Annotated in this window: 11 protein-coding genes; 6 read left to right on the forward strand and 5 right to left on the reverse strand. The window is 54.1% G+C overall.

The genetic code is table 11. The features are described 5' to 3' along the window. The first annotated feature begins 253 nt into the window (after positions 1-253). Positions 254-997: an NUDIX hydrolase gene (locus ACAW74_RS11040; RefSeq protein ID WP_370698256.1), complete on the forward strand. Its 744-nt coding sequence runs from the start codon at positions 254-256 to the stop codon at positions 995-997. Between the two features lie 192 nt (positions 998-1,189). Here ACAW74_RS11040 and ACAW74_RS11045 read toward each other — a convergent pair whose 3' ends face one another. The 4 genes from ACAW74_RS11045 to ACAW74_RS11060 form a co-directional block, all read right to left on the reverse strand. Continuing rightward, positions 1,190-1,657, reverse strand: coding sequence for a type II toxin-antitoxin system VapC family toxin (locus tag ACAW74_RS11045; protein ID WP_370698257.1), 468 nt, complete (start codon positions 1,655-1,657; stop codon positions 1,190-1,192). A gap of 26 nt (positions 1,658-1,683) precedes the next feature. Next, on the reverse strand, positions 1,684-2,598 hold the full coding sequence (locus ACAW74_RS11050; RefSeq protein WP_370698258.1) for a helix-turn-helix domain-containing protein: 915 nt from the start codon (positions 2,596-2,598) through the stop codon (positions 1,684-1,686). A 12-nt stretch (positions 2,599-2,610) separates the two neighbouring features. Continuing rightward, complete coding sequence (locus tag ACAW74_RS11055) at positions 2,611-3,504, reverse strand: NmrA family NAD(P)-binding protein (RefSeq protein ID WP_370698259.1); 894 nt, start codon at positions 3,502-3,504, stop codon at positions 2,611-2,613. 197 nt (positions 3,505-3,701) lie between these two features. Next, the gene (locus ACAW74_RS11060) at positions 3,702-4,259 is read right to left on the reverse strand and encodes a cupin domain-containing protein (protein WP_370698260.1); all 558 of its coding nucleotides are present in this window, start codon (positions 4,257-4,259) and stop codon (positions 3,702-3,704) included. A 17-nt stretch (positions 4,260-4,276) separates the two neighbouring features. Here ACAW74_RS11060 and ACAW74_RS11065 point away from each other — a divergent pair, with 17 nt between their 5' ends. The 3 genes from ACAW74_RS11065 (at position 4,277) to ACAW74_RS11075 (ending at position 8,951) form a co-directional block, all read left to right on the forward strand. Continuing rightward, a complete protein-coding gene (locus tag ACAW74_RS11065; RefSeq protein ID WP_370698261.1) occupies positions 4,277-4,438 on the forward strand; it encodes a hypothetical protein in 162 nt (53 codons plus the stop codon). Positions 4,439-4,527: 89 nt separating this feature from the next. Next, on the forward strand, positions 4,528-5,484 hold the full coding sequence (locus ACAW74_RS11070; protein WP_370698262.1) for a UTP--glucose-1-phosphate uridylyltransferase: 957 nt from the start codon (positions 4,528-4,530) through the stop codon (positions 5,482-5,484). 128 nt (positions 5,485-5,612) lie between these two features. Further along, the gene (locus tag ACAW74_RS11075) at positions 5,613-8,951 is read left to right on the forward strand and encodes a UTP--glucose-1-phosphate uridylyltransferase (protein WP_370698263.1); all 3,339 of its coding nucleotides are present in this window, start codon (positions 5,613-5,615) and stop codon (positions 8,949-8,951) included. A gap of 325 nt (positions 8,952-9,276) precedes the next feature. On the opposite strand, the gene ACAW74_RS11080 is transcribed toward ACAW74_RS11075, so the two are convergent. Continuing rightward, positions 9,277-10,983, reverse strand: coding sequence for an ATP-dependent nuclease (locus ACAW74_RS11080; RefSeq protein WP_370698264.1), 1,707 nt, complete (start codon positions 10,981-10,983; stop codon positions 9,277-9,279). Positions 10,984-11,363: 380 nt separating this feature from the next. Between ACAW74_RS11080 and bla the strand changes: the two genes are divergently transcribed. Both bla and ACAW74_RS11090 read left to right on the forward strand, forming a co-directional pair. After that, positions 11,364-12,113, forward strand: coding sequence for a subclass B1 metallo-beta-lactamase (gene bla / locus ACAW74_RS11085; protein ID WP_370698265.1), 750 nt, complete (start codon positions 11,364-11,366; stop codon positions 12,111-12,113). Positions 12,114-12,152: 39 nt separating this feature from the next. Further along, entirely contained in the window at positions 12,153-12,749 is a 597-nt protein-coding gene (locus ACAW74_RS11090) for a class I SAM-dependent methyltransferase (RefSeq protein ID WP_370698266.1), read from the forward strand. Positions 12,750-12,809 lie beyond the last annotated feature (60 nt).

A 12,809-nucleotide genomic window follows, 5' to 3' on the forward strand; every position in this document is an offset into this window, starting at 1 on the left:
AACAGACTGGTGGTAAAAGACTTTTCTCGCATATGAATTGGCGTTTTTACTCAACGAATGAAGCAAAGGTAAAGGAGAAACTTTCTTATTGTCTACAGTTTAGACAATAAATTTTATCCAATTCAATACATTTGTAGTACCACGATTTTACCCGGCTGCCCGGTGGCCTTTTGGCAGCTTGGTGGCCCGTCGTCTATTTTGCGTTTGTGTTTTACGGCCGATGGCCGCCGCACCGATTCCTGTCCGCTCAGCTATGCACTCCCAGCCCGAACACAATTACATTCATCAGCTCTCCATCGACTGCGTCATCTTCGGCTACCAGGACAAACAGCTTAAAGTGCTGGTGCCGAAACTGGACTTTCGGGGCGATTTCTGGGCCCTCCCCAGCGGGTACATTTTGCAGGACGAAGGCATCGACGAAGCCGCCCGCCGCATTCTGGAGGAACGTACCGGCTTGCGGGCCATCTATCTGGAGCAGTTCAGGGTATTTGGCAACGCGCACCGGAGCAACCGCGACTTCATGGATCGGTTACTCCAGCAGAACGAAGCCCGCATGATTGAGCGGGGCCTCGACCGGACAGCGCTCGAATGGGTTACCCGCCGGTTTGTTTCGATCGGCTATTACGCGCTGGTCGACATCAGCAAGGTGGTTCCCCAAAAAAATGAGATCGACGAGTCGATCGAGTGGTACCCGATCGGGCAGTTACCCACGCTGATCATGGACCATCACGACATGGTGGCGCATGCGCTGGATACGCTGCGGCTGCACCTAGATGAGCACCTGCTGGCGTTCAACCTGCTGCCCGAAACGTTTACGATGAAAGAGTTGCAGGAACTCTACGAGGCCATTTTCGACAAGCCGTTTGCCCGCAATAATTTCCAGAAGAAGATGCTGGACATGAATGTGCTGGAACGCCTCGAAAAGAAGTTTACCGGCGCCGCCAACAAAGCCCCCTACCTCTACCGCTGGCAACGCCCCGAACCGGTGCTGGCTTAGTTGAACGACCAGTTCAGTGTGAAAAAAATGGCGGCCCGTTCAGGGCATTATCAATCAACCTTAGGCGCCGGCTTTTCTGCAGTTTGAGACAAGAACGTCTTAAACTGATCAAAGGTCATACCGTACGTTTCCTGGGAGATGCGCTCTCGGATTTCACGAAACGTCTTGACAGTGTCAAATGCTTTACTTTTTCTATCCTTCGTTTTCATACCCAATGATATCTTTTGGCGAACGGATTTCAAGGGTCTGATACCCGAGACGTAAATTTATAGAATTGTACCCTCGTATCCGGAAAATGTTAACAATGTGCTTGAAGTTCCAACTGACCAATACATCGACTTTACTTAGTGTAGCCGTGGCAATATGAATACAGTCAGCGAAGCTTGTTGCCCCAACTACTTTTTCATCAATATACGTCTGAGCGAGCTGGAAGCCTTCCAGAGACACCTCGACGCGCTCTATGCAGTTCCGATCAAGGGCGTCGAAATAGTTTCGCACTTGCTGTGGTGCCTTACTTAATTCCTGCTCGGTCAGGTCAGAGTAGACGCAGGTCAGCTGACCAAGTTTTACTTTCTCAAACAGTTGTGTCGTTTCCTCGTCAAACTCGCTATCAAATACTCCCCCAAAAACTGACGTGTCAAAATAGTAGCGCTGTGTCATACCGCTAAAGTAGCCAATAGCTTGGCTTAGTTGAATGACTGCCGGAAAGCCAGCGGTGACAAGTTGGTCTTCGCCTTGAACAACTTGCTGAACGACTGCGGGTGCTCGAACCCCAGCGCGTAGGCGATTTCACCCACCGACAGATCGGTGATCGACAGTTTCTCTTTTGCCTTCTCGATCAGTTTGTCGTGGATGTGCTGCTGCGTGCTCTGCCCCGTCAGGGTTCTGAGCAGGCCACTCAGGTAGTTGGGCGACACGTTGAGAGTATCGGCGATGTACTGCACCGTCGGGAGTCCGTTTTTTTCAATCGAATCGCCGTTGAAATAATCCGCAAGCAGCGCCTCCAACCGGTCCAGGATCTGGTGGTTGGTTATTTTCCGGGTGATGAACTGTCGGTGGTAAAACCGCTCGGAATAGTTGAGCAGCGTCTCCAGCTGCGAGATGATGATCTGCTGACTAAACTGATCGATGTTGGCCTGATATTCCTGATTGATGGTTTGGATAATGCCCGTCAGGATGGCCTCTTCTTTTTCGGACAGAAACAAGGCTTCGTTCGTCGAATAGTCGAAGTATTCGTACTGCTTGATGGTTTTGGCCAGCGGCGTATTCCACAGAAAATCGGGGTGGATCAGCAGAATCCAGCCTGAATGGTGAAAACCAGCCCCCGGGTTGATCGAATAGACCTGACCGGGGGCCATGAAAAACAGAACGCCTTCCTCAAAATCGTAAACCTGCTGACCATACTTCATCTGACCATTGGTCATCCGTTTCAGGGCAATGGAATAGAATTGCTGCACCAGGGTCTTCGGCTCCTCGTCGCCTTTCGAGTGGATATCTGCCACATTGATCACGCTGATCAGTGGATGCTGCGGGCGGGGCAGGTTCCGGAAGTGGTGATACTCCCGGATCGTCTTCAGCAGAAGCGGTTGGTTTCCGACCATGATGCAGGTACGTTATGAGGGCTGATTGAATACGGTGGCAAACTCGGGGGCAACATCTTCCAGCTTGACCCGGCCCAGCGCGGGTTTGTTCCGGTAATAGTCGGCAGCCATCGCCCCGCTGCGCAGGCTGGCATACATCTCAACCAGACCAGCCGCCAAAATGGTGGGCAGGCCGTTGGCTTCCATACCCTGCTGCACCTGCTCGTCGGAAATGAGCGTCCAGGTCAACTCCGGCTTACCGATCGCCGCTCCCAGAACGCGGGCCACCTCGTGGCCGGTTCGTTCGTCGCTGCCTACGTAGCGAATTTTCCGATCGTCGGTAGCGGGCGTGCTGAGTTCATCGGCAATGGCGTCGGCGATATCCACAGGCGCCACCATCGGGATAATGTCGTCGCCGCCATAGTTGGCCATAATGCGGCCCGTGCTTTTAATCATCCCGACAAAGGCGTTCAGGTTGTAATAGAAGTACGTCGGGCGCATATGCGTGATGGCCACGCCGGTCAGTTCATTCAGGATGTTTTCGGCGTCATAAGCCCCCAGAATGATCCCCGTGCCTTCGGCCAGATCGGCCCCAAAGCTGCTCAGGTGAATGACCCGCTTCACCCCGGCCTGCCGGATCGCCTGGGCATAATTCGTCGCCACCTGACTGTAATGGAGCCGACGGTCGGGCTCGGCAAAGTGGGCCGGTGGAATCATGCAATACACCGCGTCGGCACCTGTAAACGTGGTCGTCAGAAACTCCACGTCGTCGATGATCCCAATGGCGGCAGTAGCGCCCAGGGCTTTGATGGCTTGTTGGCGATCGGGGCTGCTACTGACCACCGTGACTCGGTGCCCGTTGTCAATCAATTGCTGCGTCAGGGGTTTGCTGATGTGGCCCAGCGACCCGGTTACGATAACGTTCATGCTGCTGTTTGTTTGGTGGCAACAAAGGTCAGGGTCAGCCAACGGGGCAACGTAGCCAAATCTACGGTTGTTGTAGTCGAAACGGTGTCATGCTCCGGCGCCGACTCAAGTCACGCAAAAAAGCCGTTTGCACCGGCGCCCCCGAGGGCAACCGATACAAACGGCCAGGGGCCGGATGACCACGTCGTCGATCGTTTCTAGCCTGCGGTCACCGGGACGGGGGCATGTTTGAAGTGCCCGTATTTGTTCAGCAGTTTACCGATGGTGTAGACGACGGGAATGACAACCCGCCGCACAAACCGGGGCATATCGATCATGTCGTATTCACTGGCGTAGCGGGTCAGCAGGTAAGCCGCGTCGAACAGTTCGGGCCGAAGGTTATTCGACTTTTTCTGCGCCGCAAAAATGGCCGACAGGTAGAAGACGAGCGTGTTGGCGGGTTTTACCCACGCTTTGCACTGAAGCACGTCGGTGCCAGCATTCCAGAACCGGTGAGCCTCGCCGCGCTTGAAGAGGATGGTCTCGCCCACACCGGCGAACCGTTCGGGCTGGCCCAGAATCTGGTAGCCAAGTTTGCCCTTGACTACCGTGAAGCATTCTTCCTGAAGCCAGTGCACGTGCATAGGTGGGCCGCTGCCGGGTGCGACGAAGTTCTCGCCCAGGAGCTTATCGCCATCGGGCTCGCGAACAACGCCCAGAAAGGTGAGTCGTTCGCCCTGGCTGTTTTCGATGGTATGCGGGTAGGTGGTGTTCATCGTAGTTGCTGTTTACGATGACAAAAATGGGCCACGAACCCGCCCACCGGCGCGGCCATTCCGATGAACCAACAGAAGTGAACGACGAAGCCGCATTTCTCCCCAACGACCACGTACCCAGCCCCGCCAACGTACCCCTCAGGCGCTCCGATAACGTACCTACGCAATCCATTGCATAGACCAACGCCCGGAATCGGTGGTTGCATTGGGTTCGGTGCGTCTTTTTGGCAAACTTTGGGCTTCCAATTGTCTCTGCCGTCTGTTCTCAATGAAAATCAGAAAAGCCGTTATTACCGCTGCCGCCCGGGGCGAGCGCCTGTACCCTGTTGCCGATACCATCCAGAAAGCCATGCTGCCGGTGATCGACACCGACGGGCTGCACAAACCCGTACTTCAGGCCATTGCCGAAGAAGCCTTTTTGAGTGGCATCGAGGAGATCTGCGTGGTCTGTGCCCCCGGCGACGGTCCGCGCTACATCAGTGCCTTTACCTCGTTGCGGGATAATCTGGTCAAGTCGTTCAAAGACGTCGACTGGGCGCGCGAAGAAGCCGACAAGATCGATCAGCTCATCAGCCGGACGCAGTTTGTGGAGCAACCCGAACCGCTGGGCTATGGCCACGCCGTGCATTGCGCCAAAGGGTTTGTCGACAACGAGCCCTTTCTGCTGCTGCTGGGCGATTACCTCTACGTATCGAACCTGGTGGGCAAACGCTGCGCCACCCAGCTGATCGAGCTGGCCACGCAGGAAAACTGCTCGGTATCGGCCGTGAACCCCACCATCGAACACCAGATTGGCCGCTACGGTACCCTCACCGGCAAACACGTACCCAACCGCAGCGGCGTCTATCAGATCGAAAAATTGATCGAAAAACCGTCGTTGAGTATCGCCGAGCTGGAGCTGCAAACGCCCGGCCTGCGGGTAGGCTATTACCTCTGCTTTTTCGGGATGCACGTGCTGACGCCGACGGTGTTCGCCATTCTGGAAAAACACATTGCGCAGAATCAGACCAACGCGAGGCTCACACCCGCGCTACAAGACCTCGCCGACACGGAAACGTACCTGGCACTGGAAGTGAAAGGCAACCGCTACGACCTGAGCGGCCGCAACGGCCTCCTGCGGGCGCAAATGGCGCTGGGCCTGGCCGGCGAAGCGCACGACGAAACGCTGTCGTCGATGGTCGACATCCTGGCCGAAGCCAATTCCCGCAAGGCGCAGTTGGGGTAAACACTAGTATCTCCGCCGACAATACCCCCCGCCCTAAAGGGGGCCTGTTGGTGCAACCTTATTGCTGACGCACCACTACTACCGCGCCAGCAGGCCCCCTTTAGGGCGGGGGGTATTGCACAGACCATATGAACGTATTCATAGAAACCATTACGTCAACGGACCCGGCCGTTCGGAACCGATCGTTCTTTGACCTGAGCCGGACGCTGTCGACGCCGAATCTGCTGAAGGCGCTGCGCGAACTGGACGACTTCCGGAAGGCCACGCCCAACCTCTACGACAAGGTACGGGCCATTCTGTTCCTCTACGCGGGCTTCCGGTTTGCCGTCATCGACGCCCCCGAAACCCCGGCCATCGGCAAGATTCCCTACGCCGGCTTCGAAGACCTGCTGGCCCGCCGTTTCGAGCAGGCGATTGTGCGGTTCCTGCACGACCTCGACAAACAGGGGCCGAGCGCCACGCTCTTCAGCGCCCTGGCCGACAGTTACCATCAGCTCTCGTTCCAGATTCTGGCCGATCAGGTACGTAAAAGCGTGCGGTCGAGCAAGGGCAACCAGTGGATGTTCCGCGTGGGGCACCAAGCCGAGCACCCCATCCGGATTCACCCCCGGCTGCTGCAACGGCCCGACGGCTCGCTGTTCTACCCCATCCTGCACGAACAGACCTCCGTGCGCATGGACCTGACCCACAGCGGCTGGTCGGATATTTTCTTTCTGGGGATGGACTACCCCGAGGGCGCACGTGTCATCAACATCTCCATCGACCTGGGCGTGTTTGGCCGCGACAAAGACATCCGGCCACCGCTGCACGGCTACGTGCGGGTCATTTCGGAACCCGTCCTGCGCCTGACGAGCGTCGACCTGAACACAACGAAAGACGTCACCGACCTGGCCGATCTGTTCAACTTCGGCAACGATTACCTGAGTCTCGTAAAAGCGGGCGTGATCGCATCGGGCCTCATTCCCCCCTCGTTTGAAGGCACTAATCAGTCGCTGGCCGAGATTCTGGCCCGGATTGTGGCGCCCGGCATGGGCATCGAGCTGGTCACGAAAGTGAACGACATCCCCAAAGGCTCGCGTTTTGCCGTGTCGACCAACCTGCTGGGCTGCATTATCAGCCTGCTCATGCGCGCGACGGGCCAAACCCGCAACCTCGAAGGCGGCCTCGACGAAAACGAACGGCGGCTGGTGGCGTCGCGGGCCATTCTGGGCGAATGGATCGGCGGCTCGGGCGGCGGCTGGCAGGATTCGGGCGGCGTGTGGCCCGGCATCAAAGCCATTCAGGGTACGTTTGCGCAGGAAGGCGATCCCGAATACGGCATCAGCCGGGGTACGTTGCTGCCCCGCCACCGCGTACTCGAGGGCGAGGCTATTCACCCCGACATTCAGGAAAAAATCATGAACTCGCTGGTGCTGATGCACGGCGGCATGGCCTCGAACGTGGGGCCGATTCTGGAAATGGTCACCGAAAAGTACCTGCTCCGGGGCGAGAAAGAATGGGCCGCCCGCCAGCAGACCAACCAGATCTTCGACAACATTCTGGGCGCCATCCGGGAGGGCGACGTCAAAAAGCTGGGGGCCAACACCGCCCGCAACTGGGAGGGGCCAATCAAGACGATCATCCCCTGGGCGTCGACCTACTTCACCGAACAAATCATTGCCAAAGCCAAAAAACAGTTCGGCGACGACTATTATGGCTTCCTGATGCTCGGCGGTATGTCGGGCGGGGGTATGGGTATGTTCGTGAATCCGGCGCAGTACGAGGACTACAAACTACAGGTGCTGGACCTGTTGCGAACGACGAAAAACGAACTGTCTGACTCGCTGCCGTTTGCGATGGAGCCGGTGGTATATAACTGGAGCATCAACCCACGCGGCTCGTGGGCCTCGCTGCACGAAGGCAACGACGCGCTGATGCCCGAGTCGTACTACGGCATTCACGTGTCGGAACTGGTGCGGAAAGATCCCGCGTCGATTCCCTACGGACGCCGGGCCGAAATCGACTTTTTCACCACCCACTGCGAACAGAATAACCAGGCGTACCCGCTGCTGCGCACGGTGGTCAGCAACCTTTTCAAGGTATCGGACCCCACTTCGGGCGGCAACCGCAGCGCCGAAAACGACAAAGCCGATCGCATCAAGAAAGACAACGGGTTCGACTTCATTCAGCACGAAGAGATTCGCGAAGAACTGCAAAAAGGCCGCATCGGCCTGTCGCGCAACCGGCTGCCCGTCGACACCAGCATCGACGACGTGCAGCCGGGCGATGCCGTACAACTCGATGGGGTAATGGCCTCGGCGCATCGGGGCGAAGCCGCCATTCGGGCCGGGAAAGTGGGCGTGCTGAGTCTGGGCGCGGGCATCGGCAGCCGCTGGACCAAAGGCGCGGGCGTGATCAAGACCATCAACCCGTTTGTCGAGATCGAGGGCACGCACCGGAGTTTTCTGGAAATTCACCTCGCCAAAACCCGCAAGCTGGCCGAGCAGTATGGCACCCCGATCCCGCACGTGGTGGCTACCAGTTACATGACCCACGAGCCCATCCGCAAGAAGCTGGCACTGACGGGCAACTTCGGCTACGCGGGACCAACGTACCTGTCGCCGGGGCGGTCGATCGGGCAGCGGTTTGTGCCAATGGAGCGCGACCTGCGCTTTCTGTGGGAAGAAATGCCGCAGGAGCTACTCGACGAAAACAAGCAGAAAGTGCGCGACGCCGGGCGGCAGGCCCTGATCGCGTGGGCCAAGTCGAAAGGCGAAGGCACCGACTACGTCGACAACATCGCGGCGCAGCGGTTTTCGCCCCTTGGCCACTGGTACGAAGTCTCGAACCTGCTGCGTAACGGCACGCTGGCGAAGCTGCTGGCCGAGCATCCGTCGGTGGAAACGCTCATGCTCCACAACATCGATACGCTCGGTGCCGACGTAGACCCCGCCGCGCTGGGCTACCACCTCGAATCGGGCAATGTGCTGACGTTTGAGGTCGTGCCCCGCCGCATCGAGGACCGTGGGGGTGGACTGGCGCGCGTCAACGGGCACGTCCGGCTGCTGGAAGGCCTGGCGCAGCCCCGCGAGGAAGACGAGCTGAACCTGAGCTACTACAACTCCAACACCACCTGGATTCAGGTCGACCCGCTGCTGCAACTCTTCGGCCTCACCCGCGCCGACCTGCAACGGGGCGACGAGGCGCAACTGGCCAAAGCCGTGCGGAGCGTCGCCCACCGGATTCCAAGCTACGTGACCATCAAAGACGTGAAGTACCGCTGGGGCCACGGACAGGAAGACATTTATCCCGTGGCGCAGATCGAAAAACTCTGGAGCGACATGTCGGCCCTGACCGACCTACCCTGTGGCTACCTGGTGGTGCCCCGCCTGCGCGGTCAGCAGCTCAAAGACCCCGCCCAACTCGACGCCTGGGTCACCGACGGCAGCAAAGACTACGTAGCGGGCCTGTGTTCATTTCCGAGTTGAGATAACCTTTATTGATCCGTGAATTAGTCCGAAAAGCCTTTCCACTTGTATCAGGTCGTTATGGTCGAGCGTAGCACTTACTACGCTGGCTGACTTTACAGATTCGCTCACGGAGAATAACTTACACGCATCTAATGTTCCTACCGGCAAGATTTTGTACAGAAAAATGGGAGCGGGGTTCTTTTAGTAACGGTTTGCAGCTTGGCGAAGTGGCGGAAATCGAAGTACAAATGGTCAGTTTTGCACAAAAGTTCAATCGAAGAACTAATGTTGAATTAAACACTAAAACCGCCATTTTGCCAAACTGCTGTTATGTGTAGGCCATCTATGCTAATAATGTTTGGAATTTTACATCCTTTAAATATTCACTTGTTTCAATGATTTTATTAGGATCGAGTCTGTGAACTGTTTGGACTTCATTTTTCACCTTTCCCATTAGTTCTTTTCCTGGACACAATTCGTTCTTGAATTGATTGTACCATCCTTCAACCATTTTGTCAATTATCGCAATATCTTGCTTACCTTCTTTATTGAGAGACAAATCTTTTCTTTCTCTTAATATAAAATTGCTTAGCTTTCTTTTCGTTTCTTCGGCTAATGAATCGACAGAATTCTCGTATAGCGTTGAACAAACATCTATGTCAAGCCCATAAACTTTTGAAATGTGTTGTGGCTGACAAAAATATGATTCTACTTCTTGGAACTTAGTTACAAAAAGTAACAGTTCACGTTTCTCGCAATCATCTTCCAATTTAATCAAATCTCGATCACCTTCTACCTTTTGATCTCTGTCGATATGAACAATAACTTTTACACCGGGAATTTGCTTTCTAACAAATCCTTCAAGAATTTTTGCAAAATCTACCTTTGTACATCCTTCATATGAATGAAGCACAAACTCGTCTTCAGACAACCCATTAGCGATAAGGAAATTCTTTAAAAAACTTTTTTTCTCAGATATATTATCCACTTTATCTTCAGTAACAACAATATATTTAAGATTTTTCTTTGAGAATAAATAGTCAGCATCAGCAGCACCAATATCTAATAATATTTTACTTCCTTGAATATTGGGGAAAGACCTTCCATTTTGAAAATGAACAACATTAGCAATATTCTCTAATGTCTCAAGAATATATCTTGAGTGCGTTGAAAATACGACCTTCAAATGCTCGTTATCATTTGTCCTACGAAGTAATTCATTAGCGAGATGCTTCTGCTTGGTCGGATGCAAATGGGAATCCGGCTCATCTAAAAGAATAATTCTCGGATTGAAATATTCAATATATGAAAATATCTGAATTGTTTGAAGAAGTCCAGTACCAATGGAATCAAGAGGAAGTTCAATGCCTTCATTACTTACAGACACATCAATAAATTCTGAAACCCTATCTCTGAATTCAACCTTTATTGTTATGTCAGAATAAATTTGATTTACTGAATATATAAATGCATTCCATTTGGAATCACTTTTCGAAATGTCCAGTAAAATGTTTCTCAGATAATTATTACTGTCTCCTCGAGTCGCAGATTTTTTTATTGCTATTGGTACTTCAAATTTCTCTTGAATTGGAATTCCAGCAATTCCAGGCACATAAACACAAAATGGGTTGTCAATGTCGTTTATCTTTTGACCAAAATTCTTACCAGTTACTACAGTGGCAAAACCTCCGTTTTTTCCTCTTGAGACATTTATTGCCGTCTGATCTCCGTCATTGAAGCTAAAATTCATAGATACTCTATCTGACCTTCTTCTAGAAGTTACAAGCCTTTTGCCGTGGTATAGATTCTCTATATGTCGCGTTGGGGTATAAAGAAAGTCTGTTGAATCCAAATTAAGTGTTTGTGAGTCGTTTTGGATTCTCCAAGGAACACTTTTTAATCTAAGAGTCTGAGCACTTGAAATTGCAAATTGAATACCTTGTATAAAACTACTTTTCCCAGAATTATTAGTTCCAATAAAAATATTTAATGCTTGTAGTTCAACTTCTACGGAGTCAATCTTCTTAAACTTATCAATTTTTATTTTCATTTTCTTCCGGTTGTTCTTGGCTTACACATAACTCTTAAATAGACGCAATAAATACGCGTCTATCCACCTTATTCTTCCTGTACTTACGCACCTAGCATCTGTTCCGCTTCTGAAAACCAGACTTGGGTTGATTCTACTCTCGGCCCACAGAAGGTATCAAACACGGTGCTTGTCGCTACTATTGAATGTCGCTATCTATGCGTAGGGGTGTATTATTTGCCACTCGAATCAACGAAAAATACAAATATCAGGAGCCAATCCCATTTTTTCTGGCAGCTGTTGACCTTAATTTTGTTGGACCGAGTACTCAAAAGATGTCAATCTCAGTAAATCTTGCATTCAGGCTAACTAGCACTCAATCAACCTCTTGCCCCCATCCCATGCGTTTTCTGTTCGCTCTGTCTATTAGCATTTTGCTTACCCACTTAGCCGTGGCTCAAACGGCTCAGAAGCCGCCGCTGCGCGTGAGTCGGTTGAGCGATCGGGTGTTTGTGCATACGACCTACGGGATGTATCAGGGCGAGCCAGTGCCGTCCAACGGGTTGATTGTCCGCACCGACGACGGCGTGGTGCTGCTGGACACGGGCTGGGATACCGAGGGCAACACCGATAACACCCAACAACTACTCCGCTGGGTGGCCGACAGCCTGCGGCTACCCGTCCGGCTCTGCATCGTCACGCACTCTCACGATGATAAAGTGGGCGGCATCGTCGCGTTGCAAAAGGCGGGTATCCGGGTCGTGAGCACGCCGCTGACCGCGCAGAAAACCGTGAAACAGGGCTATCCCTCGCCCGAGGGCATCCTGCCCGCCGACACTACCTTCACGATCGGCAACGTACCCATCCGCACCTATTTTCCGGGTGAAGGCCATACGGTCGACAACATCGTGGTCTGGTTACCGGGCGAGCGCATTCTGCACGGCGGCTGCTTCGTGAAGAGCGTGGCGGCGTTCGGGATGGGGTACGTCGGCGAGTCGAACCTGACCGCCTGGAGTGGCTCGATCCGGAACGTGAAAAAGCGCTTTGGGAAAGCCCGCATCGTCGTGCCCGGCCATGATGACTGGGAAGGGCCGCAGGCACTCGACCACACGTTGCGACTCCTGGAAAAGCACAACGCCAACCGTCACTAACCCGAAACGCCCGCCCCGCCTGAGCGGGATACCCAGCCTATGCCCGCCGATCAACTCATTGGCCTTTACCAGCGCCACGCTCTGGCTTACGACCACGACCGCGACCGGAGTCTGGTCGAGAAAGGCTGGCTTGACCGGTTACTAACGCTACTCCCACCGGGCGCGGCCGTACTCGATCTGGGTTGCGGCATGGGCGAACCCATCGCCAGTTACCTCATTGAGCAGGGCTGCGCCCTCACGGGTGTCGACGCCGCCCCGCTTTCCATCGAACTCTGCCAACGCCGCTTCCCCGACCACACGTGGCTGGTGGGCGACATGCGCACGGTGGAGCTACCACGTACCTACGACGCCATTCTGGCCTGGAATAGCTTCTTTCACCTCCCCCACGCCGATCAGCGGCACATGATGGGCGTGTTCCGGCGCTACGCCGCCCCCAACGCCTGCCTCCTTTTTACTAGTGGTTCCGTTCACGGTGAGGCCATTGGCGCTTATCAGGGCGAACCGCTCTACCACGCCAGCCTCGACACCGCCGAGTATCAGGCATTATTCGACGAACAGGGCTTCACGGTCGTAGCCCATGTCGTCAGCGACCCCACCTGCGGCAACCTTACCATCTGGCTCTGCCAACGCCGCTAGATTTCCCGTTCCTTAATGCCGGGTAACGTACCTGAGACGGAAAAGTAGCTGCGTCAGGTA

The sequence above is a fragment of the Fibrella musci genome (genome assembly GCF_041321105.1).
GTDB classification, from domain to species: Bacteria; Bacteroidota; Bacteroidia; order Cytophagales; family Spirosomataceae; genus Fibrella; species Fibrella musci.

Coding starts and splice junctions, on each gene's coding strand:
- ACAW74_RS11040 (WP_370698256.1), top strand. CDS start 254: ATGCACTCCCAGCCCGAACACAATTACATTCATCAGCTCTCCATCGAC.
- ACAW74_RS11045 (WP_370698257.1), bottom strand. CDS start 1,657: ATGACACAGCGCTACTATTTTGACACGTCAGTTTTTGGGGGAGTATTT.
- ACAW74_RS11050 (WP_370698258.1), bottom strand. CDS start 2,598: ATGGTCGGAAACCAACCGCTTCTGCTGAAGACGATCCGGGAGTATCAC.
- ACAW74_RS11055 (WP_370698259.1), bottom strand. CDS start 3,504: ATGAACGTTATCGTAACCGGGTCGCTGGGCCACATCAGCAAACCCCTG.
- ACAW74_RS11060 (WP_370698260.1), bottom strand. CDS start 4,259: ATGAACACCACCTACCCGCATACCATCGAAAACAGCCAGGGCGAACGA.
- ACAW74_RS11065 (WP_370698261.1), top strand. CDS start 4,277: ATGACAAAAATGGGCCACGAACCCGCCCACCGGCGCGGCCATTCCGAT.
- ACAW74_RS11070 (WP_370698262.1), top strand. CDS start 4,528: ATGAAAATCAGAAAAGCCGTTATTACCGCTGCCGCCCGGGGCGAGCGC.
- ACAW74_RS11075 (WP_370698263.1), top strand. CDS start 5,613: ATGAACGTATTCATAGAAACCATTACGTCAACGGACCCGGCCGTTCGG.
- ACAW74_RS11080 (WP_370698264.1), bottom strand. CDS start 10,983: ATGAAAATAAAAATTGATAAGTTTAAGAAGATTGACTCCGTAGAAGTT.
- bla (WP_370698265.1), top strand. CDS start 11,364: ATGCGTTTTCTGTTCGCTCTGTCTATTAGCATTTTGCTTACCCACTTA.
- ACAW74_RS11090 (WP_370698266.1), top strand. CDS start 12,153: ATGCCCGCCGATCAACTCATTGGCCTTTACCAGCGCCACGCTCTGGCT.